The organism is Endozoicomonas sp. Mp262 (assembly GCF_025643335.1).
Classification (GTDB): Bacteria; Pseudomonadota; Gammaproteobacteria; order Pseudomonadales; family Endozoicomonadaceae; genus Endonucleibacter.
Window position 1 is genome coordinate 2267219 of the sequence record NZ_CP092489.1, and the last position, 23354, is coordinate 2290572.

Here is a 23354-nt window from a genome sequence, read left to right on the forward strand (position 1 = left end):
AGATGCGGATGCGTACAATAGAAATCAGTGTAGGCGCCTTTATGCTGGCGGGTATTCTGGCGATGGTGGTGTTAGCCCTGAAAGTCAGTGGCCTGTCCCTGGACACTTCGAGGGATTCCTATCACTTGCATGCCATGTTTGATAATACCGGTGCCTTGAAAAAGCGGGCAAAGGTGGCCATGGCGGGCGTGATCATCGGCAAGGTCACTCATGTGGAACTGGATAAGCACACCTATATGGCCAGAGTAGAAATGGAGATTGACTCCGGCATTGATAATATTCCCATAGACAGTACGGCATCAATTATTACTGCTGGGCTGCTAGGCGAAAAATATATTGGTATCAGTGTGGGTGGTGATGAGCGTTTTCTGAAAGATGGCGATCGAATTGAGGATACCCAGTCAGCACTGATTCTGGAAGACCTGATCGGTAAGGTCCTTTTGGCTCTTGTGAATAAAAAGGATGTTGAAGATAAATAGGTTAAGGTTAGCTATAGTGAGGCAAACAGTGTTAGGCAGAAGGATTGCAATGGCATACAAGAGTGAAGGCAAAGGTCTGTTCTGGCAAACCATAGGTTCCGGAATACTGCCTGTTATTTTGGCAATGTGCCTGGGATATACGTCTCCGGTTATGGCCTGGCAGGCGGTTGAAGGAAAAGGGGGAGTTGCTGCAACTTCTGAAGGGATATCAGGTGAAGCCAGTGCCCAGGCGGATATTTACTCACCCAGTAAAGAGGTTGAGGCGATAACCCGGGATCTGTTGCAGAGATTTCAAACCAACAAGACTCGCTATCAGAAAGACCAGGATGCATTTGTTAATGAGGTGGACCGACTGCTGTCCCCGGTGGTTGCTTTTGATTCGATTGCCCGCGGTGTTATGGGCAAATACGCCCACAGATCGGAGCCGGCACAGATTCAACAGTTTGAGAAAGTGTTTAAAGACAGTTTGATCACCTTTTATGGCAAGGCGCTGTTGAAACTGGATGATGCTCCCGTTGATATCCTGAAGGTTGATGATGTGCCAGCTAAAGTCATGCAAGAGTATCAGGAGGGAAAAATTCGTCAGGTGCCCGTCAATATGGCGGTTAAAACCAGTGACAGAACACTGGTCATCTCCTATTCCATGATTTTTGATGAAAATCGCTGGAAGCTGCGCAATATCATTATTGATGGTATCAATATAGGCATCCAATTCCGAAAACAGTTTGCCGAGGCTGTTGAAAGTCACCGTAAGGTTCAATATGTTATTGATCACTGGCTGGATATCATGGCATCCAATAACGCGAAGGGTAAAAAAAGAAGCGGGGGTTAAGGATGTCTCTTGAAATGGCTGATAAAGGGCACTTCGTCCTTGATGGCCCTATAACGTTTGATAATGCCGCCTCAGTGGCAGCAGAAGGCGAGTCTGTTTTATCCCGTTTTTTTGAGGAAAGTGCCGAAGGCCACTGGGATATTGATTTGGGTAAGCTGGAGCTGACTGACAGCTCGGCTCTATCGGTTTTTTTATCCTGGATGCGACTTGCCCATAAAAACAACGTTACCATTTGCTTTTCTAATATCCCCTGTCAGCTGGCAGCCCTGGCTCAAGTCTGCGATGTGCAGGAATTGATGCAAGGTGCCAGTTGTGAGCTGACCCAACACTCATAAGCGTGCTTTTTTCACTTAAAGGGATTAGGGGTATGGTTGACTGGAAATAAAAGACCTGCAACTTCCCATTAACCATACCCCCTAGGGGCTGTTGACGTTTGCTCGTGTGCTCAGCCAAAACCAGCGGTTTCGTGGCTAGGCGCAGTAGCGCAGGAATAACCTAAAGGTCACGCGTACTCGCGTCTTTCAAGCTACTGCAACGATGGCACGGAATCGCTGGTTTTGGCCCTTCGGGTGGTTCGTAAAGCGGCTTTCCGACTGCGTTGGACTGACTTGACGTAGAACAACTATGCCTGCACCAGTCCTCCTTGCGGAAAACCGCTTTACGAGCCACTGAGCTCACGATCAAACGTCAACAGCCCCTAGTAAGCCCTGATACTCTCCTATATCATTAGTTGTTTTTGCTCGTTATTTCCTGAGAGGTGAATTCATGCAAGCCACCGAAGTCAAGGCGCTGCTTGAAGAACAACTACCCGATTCGGAAGTCCTTGTTGAAGGTGAAGGCTGTGATTTCCGTCTCACGGTGATCAGCGACCAGTTTCATGGGGCTCTGCCTGTCAAGCGCCAACAGATGGTCTACCATCACCTCAATGATTTTATTGCCAATGGCACTATTCATGCCGTCACCATGACCACCTTGACCCGCGATGAGTGGGAAAAACGAAAGAGTCAGGACTAAGGCGCGCACTGGAGCAACGATGGATAAATTAATTATCACAGGCGGAGTACGCCTGGATGGCGAGATCAGGATCTCAGGTGCCAAAAACTCTGCACTGCCTATTCTTGCTGCGACCTTGCTGGCTGATGATCCAGTAACTGTTTGTAACCTGCCCCATCTCCATGACATTACCACCATGTTTGAGCTGTTTGGCTGCATGGGGATTGATTTGCTGGTGGATGAGCGCATGAATGTTGAAGTTCATGCCAGAACTATCAAAAAACTGAAAGCACCCTATGAATTGGTGAAAACCATGCGGGCCTCTATTCTGGTACTGGGCCCTCTGTTGGCCCGGTATGGCCAGGCTGAAGTCTCTCTGCCAGGAGGCTGTGCAATCGGTAGCCGCCCGGTAGACCTTCATATTCAGGGACTGCGGAAAATGGGGGCTGATATTGTTGTTGAGGACGGCTATATCAAGGCCCGTGTGGAGAAACGCCTCAAGGGCGCCAAGATTTTCATGGATATGGTAACAGTGACTGGTACTGAAAATATCCTGATGGCGGCAACCCTGGCAGAGGGTGAAACCATTATTGAGAACGCAGCCAGGGAACCTGAAGTGGTTGATCTGGCTGAGTGCCTGATCACCATGGGAGCGAAGATTGAGGGCCATGGCACAGACACCATCCGGGTTCAGGGAGTAGAGAGCCTGAAAGGTTGCACCTACTCTGTTCTGCCAGACCGTATCGAAACAGGAACCTACCTGATCGCAGCAGCGGCTACTGGTGGCAAGGTGCGGCTAAAAGATACCCAGCCGGATATTATGGATGCCATTCTGTTAAAGCTTCGTGAGGCCGGTGCCAAAGTGGAGTGGGGAGAGGACTGGATTGAGCTGGACATGGAGGGGAGAAGGCCCGTAGCCGTTGACCTTAAAACCGCGCCTTTCCCGGCCATGCCAACGGATATTCAGGCCCAGTTCACCGCGCTGAACGCGATAGCAGAAGGCACAGGTCGTATCACTGAGACCATCTTTGAAAATCGCTTTATGCATGTTCAGGAAATGAAGCGGATGGGAGCAGACGTGGACGTGGAAGGGAATACCGTTATCGTCAAAGGTGTTGGCGGGCTGAAAGCTGCACCTGTGATGGCCACTGACCTGAGGGCTTCTGCCAGCCTGGTGATTGCTGGCTTGATTGCCGATGGGGATACCGTGATAGACCGGATCTACCATATTGACCGGGGCTATGAGTGTATTGAAGAGAAGCTTCAGCAGTTAGGTGCTGATATCAGGAGGGTCCCTTCCTGATATAGGAAATAGGCAATGGTTAATGGGGGATAGGTATTTATTTATCCAAAATCCGCGTAATACCCCCACTGACCTAAGTGGGAGATACAAGCGACCAGCCCAATGAGGGCTGGCTATATACGATACTTGAAATTCTCACATTCTCTTGTCTATTCTCGTAAGCATGAAAAAGAAACGTGCTTACAAATACAGATTTTACCCGACCGTTGAGCAAGAAAAGCTACTTGCCCAGACCTTCGGCTGTGTGCGTTTTGTTTACAATCATATCCTTCGCTGGCGTACTGATGAGTACTATAAAAACGGCAACAGCGTTAATTATAACGATGCCTCAAAGCAGCTTACAGAACTGAAAAAGAACCCTGAATATCAGTGGTTGAAAGATGTTTCATCTTTGTCTTCGTTGTACGCACTGGCCGGTTCTACATCCCATTCGGATTGGGTCACGGCCAGCCTGCGTTGCTGGAAGCAGGGCTTTACCTGGTCATCCCGAAGCAGCTCATCGTAGAGCCGCATGTCCCGACCTCGCTGTTGGAGGACACTGTCGGGGTTTTCCATGAGTATATGGGTATATAGGCTTTGCTCATCAGTATGCCGTGGTCGGCCTGGGCTATTTTTGCCGAGGGTGGGTTTGTTGGGCATTGTCGATCATTCCATCGTTTTTTTAAATCATTCCTTGGGTAGCAGGGGTGAGTAATGCACAAAAATCCCATAAAAAAATTTTTTATAAAATTTCATTATTTAAAAAGGGATTGAATTTTCTATTGTTGTTTCCATATAGATTATCGGGTAAGCGCTTATCGAAGGGTCATCAATAAGGTAACAAACAACAGGAGAGATATTATGAGTCTTACACTCTGGGATCCATTCACTGAAATGGAAAACCTGCTCAATAAATACGGTCGCTCATCCAGGAAGTCCCTTCCTGCATCATCTTCTGAGCAAACCATGGAGGTGGGGGACTGGATGCCCTCTACGGATATTGTTGAAAACCCCGATGCGTTCAATGTGAAGCTGGAGATACCCGGGGTCGAAAAAGAGGATGTCAAAATCACTGTTGAAAATAATGTTTTATCAATCAAAGGAGAAAAGAGGCATAAATACGAAGATAAAAAGCATCACCGGGTAGAATGCTCTTATGGCTCTTTTGTCAGGAGTTTTACATTGCCTAATTCAGTGGATGGAGAGAAAGTCGAAGCAGTCTATAATAATGGCATTCTTGAGTTAGTACTTCCCAAACAGGAGGAGGCAAAACCGAGGCTTCTGGAAATACAGGTAAAATAATGAACCAGCTCAGGGATGAGCTGTGTTAAGGCTCAGTACCCTGTGAAGTCATTACTTCCTCTTACACTACCGTAGCCCTTTTCTGACTGGATACTTTGTCCGTTACCAAGGGCTACTTCCATCCCCCACCTGCTTCCTGCCACTGGCGGCATGGTCAAAGCTGGCGCAGCTCTTGGATGAAACTTTGGCCACTGCCCTTATCTTCGATCAGCAGAGAGTGTATGCGATGAATAGGGTCGGTTCTGGTGGCTTCCAGGCATAGAAACTAAGAGTTTGAACACACAAGGCATTAAGTGGGGGCCACGAGACCCCAAAGGAAAAAATGCTGCCACTTCTTGCGCTGTTTTAATGATTCACAATATTTGGCCTTATCCCCACCTGGGTTTTGATACTCATGGCCTGGTCATTACGAATAATCTCCAGGATGACCTCGCTGCCAGGAGGTTCCTGGGCAACCTTATTCATCACTCGTCTGCCATCGCTGGTTTTATCACTATTGATTCCCACCAGAATATCCCCCCGGCGTAATCCTGCCTGGTCTGCGGGGCTGCCTTCGTATATTCCTGAAATTAAAATACCCATGTTAGCGTTTATACCATAGGCTTCTGCCAGGGAGCTGCTGATAGGCTGTGATTCAATGCCCAGCCAACCTCGAACCACCCTGCCATGCTGTTTGATGGAACTCATAACAAAACGGGCCATATTGGAAGGAATAGCAAAGCCAATGCCTTCGTTACCCCCACCCCTGGAAAAAAGCAGGGTGCTGATACCGATCAAGTCGCCATAGGCATTAACCAGTGCTCCCCCTGAATTGCCAATATTAATAGCCGCATCGGTCTGAATAAAATCTTCATAGGTGTTCAGCTGCAAGTCGTTGCGTCCAGTGGCGCTAATAATACCCATGGTGACGGTTTGCCCCAGTCCAAAAGGATTACCAATGGCCAGCACCACATCGCCAATTTCAGCTTTGCTGGAGTCTGCCAGATGAATGTAAGGAAGGTTTTGCAGGTTGATTTTAAGGACGGCTAAATCGGTTTCAGGGTCACGGCCTACTATAACAGCACTGACTTCACGGCTGTCCCTTAAGGCAACGATAATTCGGTCGGCACCTTGAATAACGTGGTTGTTAGTGAGAATAAATCCGTCTGGACTCACTATTACGCCTGAACCCAGGCTGCTTTCCACTTTATTCTTGCGACTTTGCAGGTGAGGTGGGATTTCCCTGGGTGAACCTTCCCGCTCAATGGCTGTTTTGGTGGATATATTCACTACCGCCGGGGTGGCTTTTTTCACCGCAGAACTGTAAGACACTGGACTTGTTCCAGAAAGCCTGGGGCTGAATCTGCTGATGGCGTTGTCAACATCCAGGCTTGTCAGGCCAGCCAGGTCAGGCTTTATAAATAATATCATTATGCTGGCTACCAGCCCGAACAGTACAGGCCAGCCCAGATATCTCAGCAGTTTTTTCATCATATGCCGTTTATATTCATTGGGTTTTATAATGTTAATCTCAGTAATCCGTTTTATATACCCTTTGGAGATAATTATGGGCATTGCGTTAAAAGAATTGCTGGCCTGTTTGGATGAAGAGCTTCAACCCGGGCTTTTTAAGGATTACTGCCCTAATGGCTTGCAAGTTGAAGGAAAGTCGGTTGTCCGTAAACTCGTAACTGGCGTTACTGCGTGCCAGGCATTGATTGATAAAGCGGTGGAGATGAAAGCTGATGCGCTGCTGGTTCATCATGGTTATTTCTGGCGAGGGGAAGATGCCGTTATTACCGGAATGAAAAAGCGTCGGGTGGAGACCTTATTAAATAACGGTATCAGTCTGATTGTTTATCATCTGCCCCTGGATGCCCATCCTGAGTTGGGAAATAATGCCGAACTGGCCAGGTTGATGGATTGGAATACGGAAGGTGGTATGGAACCTGGTAAAGCAAGGTCAATTGGCAGTTGGGGTACGGTTAGCCAGCCAATGACCGTCACGGATATGGAGAAACATCTGGAAAAGGTTCTGGGGCGTAAGCCTTTGGCCATATCAGGGGGTGACCATGCAATTGAGCGTATTGCCTGGTGTACAGGGGCGGCACAAAGCATGATTGATAAGGCTCTTGACCTTGGCGTGGATGCTTTTGTCAGCGGTGAGATATCTGAGTCAACGGTGCATTTTGCCCGGGAGAATGGCATTCATTATTTCAGTGCCGGGCATCACGCCACTGAGCGCTATGGGGTACAGGCCTTAGGTGGCTGGCTTGAAAAAAAGCAGGCTATTGAACATCAGTTTGTTGATATTGACTCACCGGTTTAATGCTTCGTGTAGAGTATGGAGAGAGCTTATATGTAGTTGTACTTGGATTGAGTGCTAGGGGCTGTTGGCATTTGTTCGTGTGCTCAACCAAAACCAGCGGTTTCGTGGCTAGACGCAGTAGCGCAGGAATAACCTAAAGGTCACACGTACTCATGTCTTTCAAGCTACTGCAACGACGGCACGGAATCGCTGGTTTTGGCTCTTCGGGTGGCTCGTAAAGCGGCTTTCCGACTGCGTTGGACTGGCTTGACGTAGAGTAACTATGCCTGCACCAGTCCGCCCGGTGTGCCCCATTGGGTATTGCGGAAAACCGCTTTACGAGCCACTGAACTCACGATCAAACGTCAACACAGCCTAAGCCTGCCCTAATCTGGAGCGATTGGTATTATTAGTTTTGGTGGGGTCGCTCCTCAAGGTGGAAAAATAAAGCGAAGCCGTTTTATGATTGAACTAACAACTATACTTTAGTGCTATTTTTAGTTTTACAGCTCAAGATGATCCCTACCATCATAATTGATGTTTCTTTTCATACTATGTCTAATTGAGTAGGTAGCGGTTACTGAGAACTTACTTTGTGAGATCGTTGTAATGAATATTAAAAGTCTGTTTTTTTATTTTTCACTGATGTCAGTTGGAATAAATTCTTATGCTGTAACCGAGGAGGAAAGAGAAAGTCTTTTGAAGCCTTCTCCTGATTATAGTGAAATATACAATGAATTATGTTCTCTTGGATACTGGGGTGAGAATTATCATTTCAGTTTTGATGAAGTCCAAGGTTTCCTGGAGACAAGTTTGAGTGATGATGAAAAATCTTTAGTAAAAAAAAGAGGTATTTTTTTATTTAAGAATCATAGACACCTTATGGTTGGTGAAAATTATAAAATAGTTGAAGAGCAAACTAATGAAACAGGAAAATTGAGAACATATCCTCAGCTATTGAGATATGATGATCGCGTTGGACCGTATTATTGGGCTTGTAGAGACGGTAAGGTTTTACCTTTGGAATTCTCACGAGATCCTGCTGTTCTGGATATTGACGATCAGACTTTAGATTTGATTGTAAAGATTTTTAATCTTTTAAAATCGAGAGGTTATCATGAAGCTTTTGGCATAACTATTTCTGAAAGATCAAGCCTGCCTTTAGTTGAAGGTTATTCTGTTAAAGAAACTACCAATGAAAAAGAAACATGTAGAGAATTGGTTTCAACTTCTGAAATTGGAAGTGATGTTGCAATAACTGCCGTACCTGCTATTAGTTCAATGGATGCTGATGGAGGAGTTTGCGTTTATTGCTCAGAGACAGATGAAAAGGGACGGTGTGTTTATCAAAGTTTCCATTAGCCTGTAACCCCATAAAGTGCTTATCCTCTTCTACCGCCTTCCCAGCTGGGAGGTAGTGTCGTTACACTCTCTTCCCGCTGGGAATACAGACGGCTATTTCAGTTCATTAAAAAACTTTCACATTATAGGTTGCCATGACTTTGATGTCGTTGCGATCAGACTTTACCTTGGTGTCGTCTACACGAAGGAATCCGGGGAATACCCCAAGCCACAGTCCCTCAAGTGCTCCAGACTGGACACTGTAACTAACCTGAAAATCCAGGGCCTGCATTTTGCCATCGCGGTTTTCGTTGGCTTCACCACGGTTGTTATAGTTATCCCAGCCGTAGTTATAGTTAACACCGGTGCTGAGGCCTTTCCAGCGGCCGTCAAAGTCATAACTGGCGGCAAGTTTGACAACTTTCTGTCCATCCCAGAGGAAGTCATCCAGCTGTGCCCAGGTTTGCAGGAAGTTACGGTGGTCACTGTTGCCATAGGCCGTTAAGCGGAGCTGGTATTCCCCGCTGTCTCTCGCTTCAGTCTGGCCATATCCCATAAGCATTTTCCAGCCACCTTTAGCCAGAATTGCGCTTGAACTCCAGGTAGACTCACGCTCCGCGCTATCTCCTTTAATATAGGTAGAGCCGGCAGCCCCATCCTGATATTTAGCACTTTGGTAATAAGATGTCAGTGTCAGCTTGCTGTCATTACCGAGTTCAAAGTCGTAAGCGCCTGCCACATGGTAATTCTTCCGGAAACCCTTGCCTTCACCATAGGCTACATCTACCCAGCCTGCTTCATTCAGAGTGTAGCGAGCACCAAGGGAGTGAATAAAATCAATATTTTCTCCCCCTTCGAGATGTTTGTTTAGGTGCCAGGAGTTAGTGAGTTTACGATACTGGTCATCCCAGTCATTCTGGAAGCGGTCGGCCCAGCCATAACTTAACTCAAGATTGTGCCAGTCAAATTTAGCGTCGATGCCCCGGTAGGTGTGTGAGTTAATACCTGCCGATGTGCCAATAGTACCCGCATTAATATCGGTGTAACCTGCCAGGATATTAGCACCAACGGTTTCATCACCAAATTTCATTTTTGCCCGGGCTTTACCAATACGTGAAGAGCTGCGTTCTTCCCCGGTTTTCTCATTATAATAGAGCACCTCGGATTGGCCGTGACCACTGCCCCCCATTAAATCTATGTTGCTAAACACAGACACATCGACCCCCAGCCACCCCTGATACCAGCCAGACCTCAGGTTAGCATTGAGTCCCAGTGCATGGACGCGGATTTCATTAGGATCAATGGAGGTATCTTTATGATCCCGCTCGCGGCCGTAATACATGATGCCCAAATCCATGGAAGCCCCATCAATAAACCCCGCATCGGACTCAGCCATAACAGAACCGGAGGAAAGTAAAGTAGCTGCAGCAATGGCGCTAGCTATCAGTGTCTGTCTGAACATCGTAACTCTTTTCCTGATAGTGTTTGCTTGTTTTTTTCCAATTTCCTTTATTTTATGTCGGCTTTTTATAAATGTAACCGGTTGCTGTAACCGGTTACGTCAATTTTAAGTAAGGATTGCGTTAGATCAATAAAATGGTGTAACCGGTTTCAGTAACCGGTTGCTTTTTCTTTACTGCCTGTGATTTGATTGGCATTGTTCAACTGGTTCTGTCTGCTATAACACACGGCATGAATCAACCAGAAAGGGTTAATGGAGTCTAAAATGAAAAAAATATTTCTTTGCTGTAGCGCCGGTATGTCCACCAGTATGCTGGTAAAAAAAATGGAACAGGCAGCCGCTGGAAGAAACCTGGAAGTTACCATTGCAGCCGTCCCCATGGCCGGGTTTGATGAGGCTATCGAGGAATACGACGTATGTCTTCTTGGTCCCCAGGTGAAGTTTAAGTTGGCAGACTATCAAGCCCAGGCTGCCGAGCTGAATAAAAAGGTAGCAGCCATTGAGCCTATGGCATACGGGATGATGAATGGGGAAAAGGTACTGGATCAGGCCTTAAGCTTACTTGAAGCGGTGTAATTAAAAAGAACAACAAAGGGTGGTTGAAAATCAAGCTCCGGGGGGAAGTCAATGAAACTGTATAACCGGCTCATACAATTTGTAGAGCAAAAACTAGGGCCTATTGCAGGTAAGCTGGGTACACAAAGGCATATATCGGCGCTGCGGGATGGTTTTCTGGTGGCCATGCCGTTTATTATTGTTGGCAGTTTCATCCTGATTTTTGCCAACCCACCCTTTGCAGCAGATACCACCAGTGCCTTCGGCCAGGCCTGGCTTAATTTTGTGGCGAAGCATCGCGCGGTGATTGTCATGCCATGGACCATGAGTATGGGGATAATGTCGCTGTTTATCACCATGGGGGTAGCTTACAGTCTGGCACGTACTTATAAGATGGATGCCATTGGTGCTGCCGCCTTGTCCGCCATGTCATTTTTGCTAATCGCAGCCCCGGAAAAAAACTGGGCCCTGCCCCTGAATCATTTTGGGGGAACCGGTATTTTTACCGCCATACTGGTGGCGTACTTCTCGGTTGAGCTGACGCGTATTCTGCAAAAATACAATATAACCATTCGTATGCCAGAACAGGTGCCGCCAGCCATTGCCGCTTCCTTCGCCCTGCTGGTGCCGGTGCTGGCAATATTTCTCACGCTATACCCGTTAAGCCTGTTAATCCAGACCGGCTTCGATATGCAGATCCCTGATGCGGTGATGACCCTGTTCAAACCACTGATATCTGCTTCCAATAGCCTGCCTGCCATTATTGGTGCCCTCTTGCTCTGTCAGCTATTATGGTTTGCCGGCATTCACGGGGCTAATATTGTTGTTGGTATTTTGTCGCCTATCTTTTTGGCAAATATTGGGGCCAACGCGGCAGCTTATGCCGCCGGTGAGCCGGTGCCCAACCTGTTTACCCAGCCTTTTTGGGACTTCTATATTTTCATCGGCGGCGCAGGTGCCACTTTGGCTTTGGTTATGCTGATGAGCTTTAGTCGGGCTACACACCTGAAAAGTGTAGGGCGTATGAGCTTCTTGCCCGGGGTCTTCCAAATCAATGAGCCTGTCCTGTTTGGTGCTCCGGTTGTGGTGAATGCGACCCTGTTTATTCCCTTTGTGCTGGCACCCGTCGTTAATGCCGTAATCGCTTATATTGCGGTGAATACGGGGGTTGTGGATAAAGCGATTGCCGTGACTCCGTGGACAACGCCAGCCCTGATAGGTTCAGCCTGGGGAGCCGGTTGGGTGTTCAAGGCGTCTATTTTGACCGCAGTGCTGATGGTTATCGACCTGATTATTTACTACCCCTTCTTCAAGGCGTATGAGAAGCAGGTTTTACGGGAAGAAAAGCCCAGCGCAACCAGCACTGCCGATGCCAGCACGGGTGATCCCTCTCTGGCCTGATATCCATCAAGGGCAACAGTCTGTGGTGCCAACTGCAGACTGCCAATGACAAGCACACCAATAACATGTAGACAGGAATAGGTCATGGATCTTGAAAATGTAGTGATTGAGCTGATTGTTAAGGCGGGTGAAACCAAAAGCCTGGCAATGGAAGCTCTGAAGCAGGCCCGTGAAGGCGATTTTGCCCAGTCTGAGCAGTCTATGGCAGCCTCCAGGGAAGCCGCTAAACAAGCCCACAAAATACAAACTGCATTGATTGCAGCTGATGAAGGCCAGGGTAAAGTGCCGGTTTCCCTTGTGCTGGTACACGCCCAGGATCATCTAATGAATGCCATGCTAGCTCAGGATTTGGTTGAAGAGATGGTATATCTCTATCAACGACTGGAGAAGTAGTTTAGGGGCTGTTGACGTTTGATCGTGAGCTCAGTGGCTCGTAAAGCGGTTTTCCGCAATACCCAATGGGGCACACCGGGAGGACTGGTGCAGGCATAGTTGTTCTACGTCAAGCCAGTCCAACGCAGTCGGAAAGCCGCTTTACGAGCCACCCGAAGGGCCAAAATCAGCGATTCCGTGCCGTCGTTGCAGTAGCTTGAAAGACGTGAGTCTTCCTGCGCTACTGCGTCTAGCCACGAAACCGCTGGTTTTGGCTGAGCACACGAGCAAACGTCAACAGCCCCTAGGGGCTGTGAACATCAAGGGTGATCAGGGTCGGTTAGGATTTTTGTTAAGGTGAGCGTGATGGCGAGCATTAAGGATGTGGCGGCGTTGGCAAGGGTTTCCCGAGCCACGGTATCCCGGGTTATGAACAATACTGGACAAATCAGGGATGTTACCCGAAATCGGGTTCATGAGGCCATGAAGGCGCTCAACTATCGCCCCAACCCCCTGGCTCGCTCACTGGCCACTTCATCCTCTAACACGGTGGGGCTGGTGGTGACTTCCTACCGGGGTTCTTTTTTTGCAGAACTTTTGGCGGAAGTGCAGGAGCGCATGGATGAGGAAGGCAAATTCTTACTGGTGGGGCGGGGAAAGCGTTCAAGGGAAAATGAGCAACAGGCCATCTGTCGTTTTCTTGATGCCCGTTGCGATGGTCTGATTCTGCATGCCCGTAACCTGCACGACGAAGACTTGATGGAGCTGGCCCAGGCTAATCCCCCTTTTGTTTTATTGGATCGTGATGTCAAGGGCCTTGAAGATCGCTGTATCACATTTGAGCACACTGAGGCGGGTGAGCTGGCCGTTGAGCACTTAATTGCCCACGGGCATCGAAAAATAGCGTGCCTGGCAGGGTTAAGGAAAAGGGGTACAGCGCAGCTTCGTTTCCAGGGCTATGAGCGAGCCTTGCGTAAACAGGGTATTGCCCTGGATGAGTCGCTGGTGGCTGAAGCGGATTATGATCGGGATGGCGGCTATGCAGCCATGAAAATTCTGCTGGAGCGACACCCGGATATCACCGCAGTTTATTCCTGTAGTGAGGAAATGACGGTAGGTGCCTTTGACCTGTTCAGGGAACGTGGTATCCGGTTACCGGAACAAATTTCTATGGTGAGCTTCGACAGTGTGAGCGTTTGCACCACGTTAACGCCCAAGGTCACTACGGTGCATTTTCCCATAAAAGAGATGGCGGCACAGGCCTCCAAAGTGCTTTTATCCTTAATGAATGACAGCCATTTGTCACCTCCTAAAGTCTTCAAGCCTGAATTACGACAACGGGATTCTGTTCGGACTTTAAGCACTTAGTACATCATTTCAATGAGTTTGCAGGATTCTTTCAGTTCTTCTCGTTCCCAGCGTCCTCGCTGGGAATGCATAGGGGTATCTCTAACGGTTGCTGCCTGGGAACGAGTTTGGCCTGCATGTCAAACCCATTGAAACAGAGTACTGAGGGCCGTTTTGAATATACAAATACAGACTCTCAGGGACAAAATATGAACAACCTGAAACTGACCATTATCGGCGGAGGCAGCAGCTACACGCCTGAATTAATTGACGGTATTATCCGTCGTATTCATGATTTACCCGTGACCCATATTTGTCTGGTAGATATTGAGGAAGGCCAGTGCAAATTGGACATTATCACTGAACTCAGCCAGAGAATGATAAATAAGGCAGGTCTCGATATCAGTGTCAGCTCAACACTGGATCGCCGGGAAGGAATCCGGGGCGCGCAATTTATTATGTCCCAGTTCCGTGTGGGGGGACTGGCTGCCAGAGCGCGTGATGAGCGTATTCCCCTCAGGTATAACGTTATTGGCCAGGAAACCACAGGCCCGGGTGGTTTTGCCAAGGCTCTGCGTACCATTCCCGTTATATTAGACATTTGTCGTGATATTGAAGAGCTGGCACCTGATGCCTGGCTGATTAATTTCACCAATCCCGCAGGTATGGTGACTGAGGCGGTGATCAAACATACCCGTGTCAAGGTCATGGGGTTATGTAATGTGCCTATTAACATGCACTACTCCATTGCCCGAATGCTGGACGTAAAGCCGGAAGAGGTTTCTCTGGATTTTGCGGGCCTTAATCATATGGTTTGGGTTCATAGGGTCTCCATTGGAGGAGAAGATAAGACCCGGAAGGTGCTTCAGCTGGTGGGTGATGGCGCTAACCTGAATATGAATAATATTGCCGAAGAACCCTGGGACCGGACATTTCTGAAAGCACTGAATGCCATTCCCTGCCCTTATCACCGCTATTTTTACATGAAAGAAGCCATGCTGGCAGAAGAGCTGGAGGCAGCAAAGTCAGGTGCTACCCGTGCTGAGCAGGTGATGAAAACAGAACAGGAACTTTTCGCTCTCTATGCCGATCCGAATTTGAATGATAAGCCAAGCCAGCTGGAGAAACGAGGCGGCGCTTTTTATTCGGAAGTATCCCTTAATCTGGTTGATGCCATCTGGAACAATCGTAAAACCATTAATGTGGTAAATACCCGTAACAACGGTGCCATCAGTGGCCTTCCAAATGATGCGGTGGTAGAAATCAATGCGGTGGTGGATGCGGACGGTGCCCATGCCGTTTCTTTTGGAACCCTGCCAGTTCACCTGAATGGACTGATTCAACAGGTGAAAGCCTATGAAACCCTGGCCATTGAGGCTGCCGTTTATGGTGATTACGATAAGGCGTTAATGGCTCTGTCATTAAACCCCCTGGTTCCGGATATGGTCACTGGCCAGAAAATCCTGGAGGACATTCTGGCTGAAAATCGCGACTACTTACCTCAATTTTCATAAGGAGTGGAGGCTGGTGCAGTGGGCGCTAATTCTGCCTGCACTGTCCCTTTGGATTAATTATGCAACTGATTGTTAATGCAGATGACTTTGGCCTGAGTGAAGGGGTTAACCGGGGTATTATTGAAGCCTTTCAACGGGGTATTGTCCGTTCCACCACTTTGATGGTGGGTATGCCCGCTGTACCACATGCAGTGGAGCTAAGCAGGCAAAACCCTGCACTGAAAGTAGGCGTTCACCTTCGTTTAACGGCAGGGTTTCCCGAGGCGTCCTCTGTGCCTGGCTTACTAGGAAGCGACGGGCAGTTTCAGCATCAGGGTTTGTTCTGGGATAACCAGTCCATGAATTCTGAAGAAATTGAGCGGGAACTGCGTGCCCAGATTGAAAACTTTCTTGCCTATGATATTCCTCTTAGCCACCTGGATGGACATCATCATTGCCACCGCCATCCTCAGGTGGCACCTATTGCAAACAAGCTGGCGGAAGAGTACGGCGTGCCCATCCGTCCCTGCCATGAGCCTGTTCTGTATAATGGCACACGCCTGAGCTTTTCTGATGCGTTTTATGGTGATCAGCTTTCTATGGATCACTTGCTCGAAATTGTTGGAAGGCATAAAGATCAAACGCAGGTGCTGGAGATAATGTCACACCCTGCAATAGTGGATAAAGGACTGGGAAGTGCCAGTAGCTACACTCAGGCCAGGGCTGAAGAGCTTAAGGTGTTAACTGATCCCCTGTTAAAAAAAGCGTTACAGTCAATGGGTGTGGCAATCACCGATTATGGCTGTCTGAAATAAAGCCCAGTTATTTTTCCTGTTTATCAGGCTTTTAACGAAAAGTTACGCTATCTATCAGGGTTGCACAGAGTTGCATAACCGTAATTTCCTGATCAGGATCAGAAGAATCTGAATAATAGGTATAAATGCTGGTTATTTGGTGTCCCTTCGTGAGCCTATAGTGGCAAATACATCTACACTGGGTAACAAAAAAACCCATTCTCAAATATTAAGCCGGAGTTGGTATGAAGGCGGATTTTTACGCAGGGCTTCAGAAGCAACTGGATGAACTCAAAACAGAAGGACTCTATAAGAGTGAGCGGGTGATCACCTCCCAGCAGCAGGCTGACATTAAGGTAAACACGGGTGAAGAAGTGCTGAACTTCTGCGCCAATAACTACCTGGGTCTGGCTAATGCGCCCGAGCTGGTAGAAGAAGGAAAGAAAGCCCTGGATGAATACGGCTACGGCATGGCCTCCGTACGTTTTATCTGTGGTACCCAGGCTGTTCACAAACAGCTGGAAAAGCGGATGTCCGAGTTCCTGGGCATGGAAGATACCATTCTGTACTCCTCCTGCTTTGATGCCAATGGTGGCCTGTTTGAAACCCTGCTGGGGCCAGAGGATGCCATTATCAGTGATGCCCTGAACCATGCCAGCATCATTGATGGTGTCCGTCTGTGCAAGGCCAAGCGCTTCCGCTATGCCAATAATGATATGGCTGACCTGGAAGCCAAGCTGAAAGAAGCCGATGCTGCCGGTGCCCGTTACAAGCTGATTGCCACTGATGGTGTGTTCTCCATGGATGGCGTGATTGCCAACCTGCAGGGTGTCTGTGACCTGGCAGATAAATACAATGCCCTGGTGATGGTGGATGATTCCCACGCTGTTGGCTTTATCGGTGATGAAGGCCGCGGTACCCATGAGTACTGCAAGGTGATGGAACGTGTAGACATTATTACCGGTACTCTGGGTAAAGCCCTGGGTGGTGCTTCCGGTGGCTACACCTCTGGTCGTAAAGAGCTGGTGGACTGGCTGAGAAACCGTTCCCGTCCTTACCTGTTCTCCAATACCCTGTCTCCAACGATTGCCGCAGCTTCCATTAAAGTGCTGGATATGCTGGAAGCCGGTGATGACCTGCGCAAGCGCCTGAAGGGCAATGCGGAATACTTCCGTGCTGAAATGACCAAGCTGGGCTTCGAGCTGGCAGGTGCTGATCACCCCATTATCCCCGTGATGCTGGGCGATGCTTCCCTGGCGGGTAAGTTTGCTGACCGGATGCTGGAAGAAGGCATTTATGTGGTTGGTTTCTCCTTCCCGGTAGTGCCTAAAGGGCAGGCCCGCATCAGAACCCAGATGTCTGCCGCCCATAGCAGAGCCCATATTGATAAGGCTATTGCCGCGTTTGCCAAGATTGGCCGCGAGCTGGGCATTATTGACTAATAAACGGATTTAGAGTAAGACAGGTCTTTGTGAAATGAAAACACTTGCCAAGTTAAAGCCCGAACAGGGCATCTGGATGGCAGACCGGCCCAAACCTGAAGTGGGCTATAACGATGTGCTGATTAAAATCCGTAAAACAGCAATTTGTGGTACGGACATGCACATTTTCAACTGGGATGAATGGTCCCAGAAGACCATTCCTGTGGGGATGCATGTAGGTCATGAATTCATTGGCGAAATTGTTGAGATGGGTGAGGGGGTTCGAGGCTTCGAACTGGGTCAGCGGGTTTCTGGCGAGGGTCATATCACCTGTGGCCATTGCCGTAACTGCCGCGCTGGTCGCCGCCACCTGTGTAATTTTACCGTAGGCGTAGGCGTTAATCGTGAAGGCGCCTTTGCAGAGTATCTGTGTATTCCTGCGGTTAACGCCTTCCCGATTCCTGATGACATCAGCGATGATCTGGCCTCTATCTTTGATCCCTTTGGTAATGCCGTTCACACAGCCCTGTCTTTTGACCTGGTGGGAGAAGATGTCCTGATCACCGGTGCTGGTCCTATCGGTATTATGGCTGTGGCCATCTGCAAGCATGTAGGTGCCCGCCATGTTGTGATTACCGATGTTAACGACTACCGCTTGGAGCTGGCGCGCAAGATGGGCGCTACTGCTACGGTCAATGTAGCCAGCACCTCCCTTAAGGAAGTGATGAATGACCTGGGCATGGTAGAAGGCTTTGATGTGGGTCTGGAAATGTCTGGCAATGGTCGTGCATTCCAGCAGATGCTGGAAAACATGAATCATGGCGGCAAGGTTTCCCTACTGGGTATTCCCGCCAGTGACACTACCATTGACTGGAATCAGGTGATCTTCAAAGGCCTGGTGATCAAGGGTATTTATGGCCGGGAAATGTACGAAACCTGGTACAAGATGACTAGCATGCTGCAGTCCGGTCTTGATATCAGTCCTGTAATTACTCATAGTTTCCCCATTGATGAGTTTCATAAAGGATTTGAAATCATGGGTTCCGGTCAGTCAGGTAAAGTGATACTTGACTGGACCTAGAGCCGGTTCATAAGTTAAAAACCCGGTGAATACCGGGTTTTTTATGCCTGTATATTTTAGGTGGCGAAACCATCAAAGGATAATAATATTAATATGATTGTCTGATTGGTTGTGAGAATTATTGCCTTGAATATGCATGCTAACAATAAACGACCTTACTTTATATTTTTAATTGTATTGTTTTTTTATGTGGATAAAAGAGTAATGGCGCTGATGACTGTGGATGAATATGTGAGTAGATATCAGTGCTTGTTTGAAGGGTATCAATTTAACAGGGATTTTGTTCCACCGATTGTTGATGTATATAATACCCTGGAAAGATTAAAAGGTGTTGATTATGCTGAGCAAATTGTCGGCAGTTTAAATGAATGGTTGTTGAGTAATTATAACTTTTCTGACAGAGAGTGTTTTTGTAAAGCCTTGGAGAAGGAAAAATGTTCACTGTTACCAATGGGTATGTTTGATAAGAATAGTGATGATTTTCAAATGGAGCTTCAAAAGCTGGTCAGGGTTTTGGAGTTTTGTGACCAAGATAAAAGTTGGGAAAGTGTTATAGTATTGGAATTATTGAAGAATGATGGGTTTTTGCTTCTTTTAGTTGAAGGAATAAACGAAGCAATCTCTCTTGAAACAAAGGGCGATGGGCAGGGGTATAGGAAAAAAATAGCAAAAGATATTCTTGGTAGTCATAGGTGGGTTTTGGATATTTGTCCGGAGACATACAGGGCTGAAGCTATTGGTCTTTTGAGTCTATTGTTTTTAATATGCTCGCCTGAAATGAAAAGTAAAATGTTTGAAAAGGGGTGTTTGTTGAATGAGAGTTTTTTACTAAAAGAAATTTTAAAAGAAGTGTTTTCTCCAGAAGAGTTGATCAGATTTGGAAATAAGTTAAATTACTGGCACCGTAAGTGGGAAACTATCGTTTTAGGTGAAACTGTGCTTTTGCATGGAAAGGATGTGAGACGAAGTTTTAATCGGCGAACGGTAAAATGGCCTGTTACATTCAGGACGCTTGATTATTTATCGCCTGAATTTTACAGCCAGGTAGACTCTTTTGTAAAAAAAAAGGTGGTTATGATTGCGGATCAAGATCTATATGATAATAACAGGGAGGGGGGGGTAACTATTTGTGAAAGAGATAATTACCAGGAAAAAATGACCGCCCTTTGTGATTTGCAAAGGGCGAGCTTTCAAAAAAATGGCAGTGTTAAAATGGTTTTGGAAGGCAGTCAGGCTTTAAGGGCTAATCTGATATTGATGTACTCTAAAGATCAACCTGAAAATTGCTGGATAGAGCCAAGGGATTGGGATTTCCTTGTAAAAAGAGAAGATTTTAATGATGTTTTAGTTGAGTTGGGAGTGGAGGATGAAATTGCAATTCAAATATTGTTAGGGCTTAATATAGAAAATGAAAATAGACGTATTACTATTGAGTCTGAGAATATGGGGTTTGAATACAGGGGAGCAAATAAATCTTCACCGCCAAAGTCTCTTCGGTATATAAAATGTTTTAAACAGGGAATACCACCTTTAATGGTGGATTTTGTTTTTGTTGATAGCTTGCCAGATGCAAAGCCAGTGAATTTTGCGATGGTTGGTATATTTCCCGTGGTCAGCATAAATCACAGCATTTGTTCTGCTCATAAAATGGTAGCAGGAAACTATCTTGCAGTGGATAAATTACCGGGAAAATATAAACCCTGGTTGTATCTGGATCATAAACATGGTCATAAAAAACTAAGTCAGCATGAATTAAAAGACCTTGCAACCTTGGTTAGTAAAATCGGTGTGTTGGATCTTTGCTGTGATCAGGTGAGGCAAAAGTCTGACTCTTCACTATTAGTAGAAAGTTCAGAGCCAGAAAAAAGCACAGGTCTTGTTATACCCGATAAACAGGTATTAGCAGAAGAGCAGACTGAAAAGTGTTGGACTCCAAGAGAATGCTATAGTGCCTGTTTGCTTCTGGGAGATAAGTGCAATGAAGAACAATGGCTAGAATATATGAGGCTGGCGAATGTTTTTTTGGAAGCCACTGAAGTTGGTACAGATGAAGACTTGAGCTGTGTCCTGTTATTATTAAGAGGTTTATTGAATAAAGTAGGTGAGCGTAGAGAACGACCCCCTGTTCTGCAGGCATTTTTTGAAAACATTCTTCATGTATTTGGTTTTGATCGTGTTTTCAGGAGTAAGGGGTGGCGTCAGCTGTATTGTTTGTTGCAGGCGCATGTGGGTGAAGAGTGCCTTGATTATCAAGGGCTTCCATTACTGTTTTTATTAAAGGGCTATTTATCTGACCTGGTTAATTTGGGTAAACTAAATACGGATGATATGGATGTTATTCGTAGTTGCTTTGATGAGGGAGATAGAATAAAGGTTTTTTTTAAGTATTCAGATCATTTTCATAAATGCAGTAAATGTTGTAAGAAAAAGAGGCAGGATGAATTGAATCGCTGTTTTTTAGATATTTTAAAGAACACATCTTTTTTAAAGAAACAATTGGAATTATTAATGGTTAAAATCAAGCTGGAGCCTAAGGAGGAAAAGGCTAAAGCTGAGCGGTGGAAAACTGCCGTTTTGGCAAGTGAATGGCTGGAGACAAAAGAGAAACTTGATTATTCAAGGCGTAAAATTGAAAAGATTAAGGATAGGGTAAAAAACGAACGAAAAAAAAAGGAGGGGGTGGCGAAGTTAGAAAAATATAGATCTGAAGTTATTGGTTATGAAGAAAAAATAAAAGAAAGAAGCAAGAAGGGGATTGAGAAAAAAACTGGAAAACAATCGTCATTAGATGGTTTTTTATATAGGGTGATCGCTGAAGTTGATCACCTTACATCTATTGATGCCATGAATAACCATGAAGCGATAAAAATAGTCGATAAAAATAAAAAGCTATTGACCTCCTTGCCTTACTCGATAAAGTTGGGTATTACACACGAACAGGCAGAGGCTATATTAGGATTACTTACCGCTGATGTGCTTTATAAACATTCCAGAGTCTTCTATCATGTTACCTTTCTTGAAGACATACTGAAGACTGATAATTTATGTGCAGCATTTGCAATGAATATGGAGAAGTTAAAGGAAGTGACTTGTGATGATATGAGGTTTTTTTACAGGCTGCGCTCCTCTCTTATTGAAGCTTTTCTGAGAATTGAGTATGGAGAAAAACAAGTGGGGCTAGTGGGAGTTAGCCTCTACTTGTATCATAAGTATTTAGTGAGTTATCCAGCGGATGAATTGAATCGTATTTGTAAACTGTTAGATGTAGAGGGGTATTTCGACCTGGTTTATAAACAATATTCCTGGATCAGAAAATTTAAAATGTGGCATGATATTGTTTTTCCTGATGTTGTTCAAAACGTTACATATTATCAGGAAAGAAATGACAGGTTTAAAGCGAGTATGTCCAGGGAAGAAAAAAGAAAATTGCATCGCTATTCTAAAACCAGTGGTGGTGATCGGGGAGCGGATAAACAGGTTGGCTTTTGTTTGCAAAAAGTCCATTCCGATGGATTCTCTGATGAAGAAAAAAAATTATTTGATTCACTGGATGCTATGCTTGAGCATCAGAAATTGATGGTATACAGAAATGCCGGGCTCAGAAACTGTATGATAGAAGGTGTAGAAATAGCTACAGTGCTAAATAGAGAATGCTGTGAATATTATGGGAATGCCGGGCTTTTGTCTGAAATGAAAGTAAAAAAATCTTCTCTGTTAGCCAAGGATGATTCAGTTCATGATCATCATGTCCTTTGTCAAAATCATCTGGTGATGAATTTTGATGAACTGGAAGAGTGCAGCCGCTTTATCAATACCAGTATTGGGATTCATTATTTTGAGTATGGCAATTATCAGTATAAAGAGATTAAGGCTCCAGATACGGAAACTCAGGTAGTTTTGCATTTAGGTGTAGTGGAATACAATGGAGATAAGTTTGTTGTACTTCTAACAAAGAAGCCGTAGAGGGCATTGCGGGTTTTTGCTGATCTGCCATACAGTAGATGGCAGATCAGTACTAAAGTGCTTCTAAATTAAAACCTGTTTGAAAACCGGATATTTCTGGCTTGTTCATTAAGCGAAGCGATTACTAAAGCGCGCCCATCACAGTTCCATCAAATTACGGCTCTCTAACGGGGCGTGGTTTAGTGTCTGATAAACTGCAAAAATTCTTCCCGTGTAGCCTGACGGTCACGCATCATGCCCCGCATCACGGAGGTGGTCATAGATGAGTTTTGTTTTTCTACGCCCCGCATCATCATGCACATATGCTGTGCTTCAATCACCACTGCCACACCCTTGGCGTTGACTGCCGACATAATGGCATCAGCAATCTGGGTGGTCATATTTTCCTGAATCTGCAAACGGCGGGCGAACATATCGACAATACGGGCAAACTTGGAGAGTCCCAGTACTTTGCCATTGGGTAAGTAGCCAATATGGCATTTGCCAATAAAGGGCAGCATATGGTGCTCACATAGAGAATACAGCTCAATGTCCTTGATAACCACCATTTCACTGATGTCTGAGTCAAATACAGCACCATTGACAATATCATCAAGATTTTGGCTATAGCCACGGGTCAGGAACTGCATGGCCTTTGCGGTACGTTGAGGTGTATCTTTCAGGCCATCCCGGTGAATATCTTCACCAATGCTTTCGATTATAGCTTTGTAGTGTTCTGTCAGTATAGGAGTCATCTAGAGTCCATCATGCATGCGTCCGCAATGATCAAGGCAGACCAGACTGTCTGGATAGGTTTGCGGTAGGAATAGCAAAAGGAGGCAGTCTAACACAAACTGCTGCGGCACTAGTACTCCGCCTGGTGGCATTATGCAGTTATCATTTGCTGCCGAATGGAGCACTGTCATATTGCTTCTTCACTTTGTTTGAGGGTATGGTTGAACCTGAAATA

21 protein-coding genes are annotated in these 23354 nt (G+C 46.3%); 18 read left to right on the forward strand and 3 right to left on the reverse strand.

The window, feature by feature from the left end; all coding sequences use genetic code 11:
- The first annotated feature begins 2 nt into the window (after positions 1–2).
- The 7 genes from mlaD to MJ595_RS10060 all read left to right on the forward strand — a co-directional run bounded on the left by mlaD (position 3) and on the right by MJ595_RS10060 (position 4888).
- Positions 3–479: an outer membrane lipid asymmetry maintenance protein MlaD gene (mlaD, locus tag MJ595_RS10030; RefSeq protein ID WP_263322177.1), complete on the forward strand. Its 477-nt coding sequence runs from the start codon at positions 3–5 to the stop codon at positions 477–479.
- 49 nt (positions 480–528) lie between these two features.
- The gene (locus tag MJ595_RS10035) at positions 529–1311 is read left to right on the forward strand and encodes an ABC transporter substrate-binding protein (RefSeq protein ID WP_263322178.1); all 783 of its coding nucleotides are present in this window, start codon (positions 529–531) and stop codon (positions 1309–1311) included.
- Positions 1312–1313: 2 nt separating this feature from the next.
- Entirely contained in the window at positions 1314–1646 is a 333-nt protein-coding gene (locus MJ595_RS10040; protein ID WP_263322179.1) for an STAS domain-containing protein, read from the forward strand.
- A gap of 430 nt (positions 1647–2076) precedes the next feature.
- Entirely contained in the window at positions 2077–2325 is a 249-nt protein-coding gene (locus MJ595_RS10045) for a BolA family transcriptional regulator (protein ID WP_263322180.1), read from the forward strand.
- Positions 2326–2344: 19 nt separating this feature from the next.
- Positions 2345–3607, forward strand: a complete 1263-nt coding sequence (gene murA / locus MJ595_RS10050) for a UDP-N-acetylglucosamine 1-carboxyvinyltransferase (protein WP_263322181.1) — start codon at positions 2345–2347, stop codon at positions 3605–3607.
- 163 nt (positions 3608–3770) lie between these two features.
- Complete coding sequence (locus MJ595_RS10055; RefSeq protein WP_263322182.1) at positions 3771–4112, forward strand: helix-turn-helix domain-containing protein; 342 nt, start codon at positions 3771–3773, stop codon at positions 4110–4112.
- 335 nt (positions 4113–4447) lie between these two features.
- Positions 4448–4888 (forward strand): Hsp20/alpha crystallin family protein, encoded by a 441-nt coding sequence (locus MJ595_RS10060; RefSeq protein ID WP_263322183.1) that lies wholly within the window; start codon positions 4448–4450, stop codon positions 4886–4888.
- A gap of 345 nt (positions 4889–5233) precedes the next feature.
- Here the strand turns inward: MJ595_RS10060 and MJ595_RS10065 are convergent, their stop codons facing one another.
- The gene (locus tag MJ595_RS10065) at positions 5234–6358 is read right to left on the reverse strand and encodes a trypsin-like peptidase domain-containing protein (RefSeq protein ID WP_263322484.1); all 1125 of its coding nucleotides are present in this window, start codon (positions 6356–6358) and stop codon (positions 5234–5236) included.
- A 76-nt stretch (positions 6359–6434) separates the two neighbouring features.
- Here MJ595_RS10065 and MJ595_RS10070 point away from each other — a divergent pair, with 76 nt between their 5' ends.
- Entirely contained in the window at positions 6435–7196 is a 762-nt protein-coding gene (locus tag MJ595_RS10070; RefSeq protein ID WP_263322184.1) for a Nif3-like dinuclear metal center hexameric protein, read from the forward strand.
- A 588-nt stretch (positions 7197–7784) separates the two neighbouring features.
- The gene (locus MJ595_RS10075) at positions 7785–8537 is read left to right on the forward strand and encodes a hypothetical protein (protein WP_263322185.1); all 753 of its coding nucleotides are present in this window, start codon (positions 7785–7787) and stop codon (positions 8535–8537) included.
- Between the two features lie 106 nt (positions 8538–8643).
- Here MJ595_RS10075 and MJ595_RS10080 read toward each other — a convergent pair whose 3' ends face one another.
- Positions 8644–9978: an OprD family porin gene (locus tag MJ595_RS10080; RefSeq protein ID WP_263322186.1), complete on the reverse strand. Its 1335-nt coding sequence runs from the start codon at positions 9976–9978 to the stop codon at positions 8644–8646.
- A 264-nt stretch (positions 9979–10242) separates the two neighbouring features.
- Between MJ595_RS10080 and MJ595_RS10085 the strand changes: the two genes are divergently transcribed.
- From MJ595_RS10085 to MJ595_RS10125, 9 genes are all read left to right on the forward strand, one after another.
- A complete protein-coding gene (locus tag MJ595_RS10085) occupies positions 10243–10554 on the forward strand; it encodes a PTS sugar transporter subunit IIB (RefSeq protein WP_263322187.1) in 312 nt (103 codons plus the stop codon).
- Between the two features lie 51 nt (positions 10555–10605).
- A complete protein-coding gene (locus tag MJ595_RS10090; protein ID WP_263322188.1) occupies positions 10606–11934 on the forward strand; it encodes a PTS sugar transporter subunit IIC in 1329 nt (442 codons plus the stop codon).
- 84 nt (positions 11935–12018) lie between these two features.
- Positions 12019–12327, forward strand: coding sequence for a PTS lactose/cellobiose transporter subunit IIA (locus MJ595_RS10095; protein WP_263322189.1), 309 nt, complete (start codon positions 12019–12021; stop codon positions 12325–12327).
- A 345-nt stretch (positions 12328–12672) separates the two neighbouring features.
- Positions 12673–13674 carry a LacI family transcriptional regulator gene (locus tag MJ595_RS10100; protein ID WP_263322190.1) on the forward strand — a complete coding sequence of 334 codons (1002 nt, stop codon included), beginning with the start codon at positions 12673–12675 and terminating at the stop codon, positions 13672–13674.
- A 188-nt stretch (positions 13675–13862) separates the two neighbouring features.
- On the forward strand, positions 13863–15167 hold the full coding sequence (locus MJ595_RS10105; protein ID WP_263322191.1) for a 6-phospho-beta-glucosidase: 1305 nt from the start codon (positions 13863–13865) through the stop codon (positions 15165–15167).
- Positions 15168–15226: 59 nt separating this feature from the next.
- Complete coding sequence (gene chbG / locus MJ595_RS10110; protein WP_263322192.1) at positions 15227–15961, forward strand: chitin disaccharide deacetylase; 735 nt, start codon at positions 15227–15229, stop codon at positions 15959–15961.
- Positions 15962–16185: 224 nt separating this feature from the next.
- The gene (locus MJ595_RS10115; RefSeq protein WP_263322193.1) at positions 16186–17382 is read left to right on the forward strand and encodes a glycine C-acetyltransferase; all 1197 of its coding nucleotides are present in this window, start codon (positions 16186–16188) and stop codon (positions 17380–17382) included.
- 34 nt (positions 17383–17416) lie between these two features.
- The gene (tdh, locus tag MJ595_RS10120; protein ID WP_263322194.1) at positions 17417–18442 is read left to right on the forward strand and encodes an L-threonine 3-dehydrogenase; all 1026 of its coding nucleotides are present in this window, start codon (positions 17417–17419) and stop codon (positions 18440–18442) included.
- Positions 18443–18553: 111 nt separating this feature from the next.
- Entirely contained in the window at positions 18554–22405 is a 3852-nt protein-coding gene (locus MJ595_RS10125; RefSeq protein ID WP_263322195.1) for a hypothetical protein, read from the forward strand.
- Between the two features lie 179 nt (positions 22406–22584).
- Here the strand turns inward: MJ595_RS10125 and folE are convergent, their stop codons facing one another.
- Positions 22585–23139: a GTP cyclohydrolase I FolE gene (gene folE, locus MJ595_RS10130; RefSeq protein WP_263322196.1), complete on the reverse strand. Its 555-nt coding sequence runs from the start codon at positions 23137–23139 to the stop codon at positions 22585–22587.
- Between the last annotated feature and the right edge of the window lie 215 nt (positions 23140–23354).

What these genes read in the sequence shown, in the direction of transcription:
- MJ595_RS10070 (WP_263322184.1), top strand. Translation starts at nt 6,435, where the DNA reads ATGGGCATTGCGTTAAAAGAATTGCTGGCCTGTTTGGATGAAGAGCTT.
- MJ595_RS10060 (WP_263322183.1), top strand. Translation starts at nt 4,448, where the DNA reads ATGAGTCTTACACTCTGGGATCCATTCACTGAAATGGAAAACCTGCTC.
- MJ595_RS10100 (WP_263322190.1), top strand. Translation starts at nt 12,673, where the DNA reads ATGGCGAGCATTAAGGATGTGGCGGCGTTGGCAAGGGTTTCCCGAGCC.
- mlaD (WP_263322177.1), top strand. Translation starts at nt 3, where the DNA reads ATGCGGATGCGTACAATAGAAATCAGTGTAGGCGCCTTTATGCTGGCG.
- MJ595_RS10105 (WP_263322191.1), top strand. Translation starts at nt 13,863, where the DNA reads ATGAACAACCTGAAACTGACCATTATCGGCGGAGGCAGCAGCTACACG.
- MJ595_RS10075 (WP_263322185.1), top strand. Translation starts at nt 7,785, where the DNA reads ATGAATATTAAAAGTCTGTTTTTTTATTTTTCACTGATGTCAGTTGGA.
- MJ595_RS10045 (WP_263322180.1), top strand. Translation starts at nt 2,077, where the DNA reads ATGCAAGCCACCGAAGTCAAGGCGCTGCTTGAAGAACAACTACCCGAT.
- tdh (WP_263322194.1), top strand. Translation starts at nt 17,417, where the DNA reads ATGAAAACACTTGCCAAGTTAAAGCCCGAACAGGGCATCTGGATGGCA.
- MJ595_RS10080 (WP_263322186.1), bottom strand. Translation starts at nt 9,978, where the DNA reads ATGTTCAGACAGACACTGATAGCTAGCGCCATTGCTGCAGCTACTTTA.
- MJ595_RS10040 (WP_263322179.1), top strand. Translation starts at nt 1,314, where the DNA reads ATGTCTCTTGAAATGGCTGATAAAGGGCACTTCGTCCTTGATGGCCCT.
- MJ595_RS10095 (WP_263322189.1), top strand. Translation starts at nt 12,019, where the DNA reads ATGGATCTTGAAAATGTAGTGATTGAGCTGATTGTTAAGGCGGGTGAA.
- folE (WP_263322196.1), bottom strand. Translation starts at nt 23,139, where the DNA reads ATGACTCCTATACTGACAGAACACTACAAAGCTATAATCGAAAGCATT.
- chbG (WP_263322192.1), top strand. Translation starts at nt 15,227, where the DNA reads ATGCAACTGATTGTTAATGCAGATGACTTTGGCCTGAGTGAAGGGGTT.
- MJ595_RS10115 (WP_263322193.1), top strand. Translation starts at nt 16,186, where the DNA reads ATGAAGGCGGATTTTTACGCAGGGCTTCAGAAGCAACTGGATGAACTC.
- MJ595_RS10055 (WP_263322182.1), top strand. Translation starts at nt 3,771, where the DNA reads ATGAAAAAGAAACGTGCTTACAAATACAGATTTTACCCGACCGTTGAG.
- MJ595_RS10035 (WP_263322178.1), top strand. Translation starts at nt 529, where the DNA reads ATGGCATACAAGAGTGAAGGCAAAGGTCTGTTCTGGCAAACCATAGGT.
- MJ595_RS10085 (WP_263322187.1), top strand. Translation starts at nt 10,243, where the DNA reads ATGAAAAAAATATTTCTTTGCTGTAGCGCCGGTATGTCCACCAGTATG.
- MJ595_RS10090 (WP_263322188.1), top strand. Translation starts at nt 10,606, where the DNA reads ATGAAACTGTATAACCGGCTCATACAATTTGTAGAGCAAAAACTAGGG.
- murA (WP_263322181.1), top strand. Translation starts at nt 2,345, where the DNA reads ATGGATAAATTAATTATCACAGGCGGAGTACGCCTGGATGGCGAGATC.
- MJ595_RS10065 (WP_263322484.1), bottom strand. Translation starts at nt 6,358, where the DNA reads ATGAAAAAACTGCTGAGATATCTGGGCTGGCCTGTACTGTTCGGGCTG.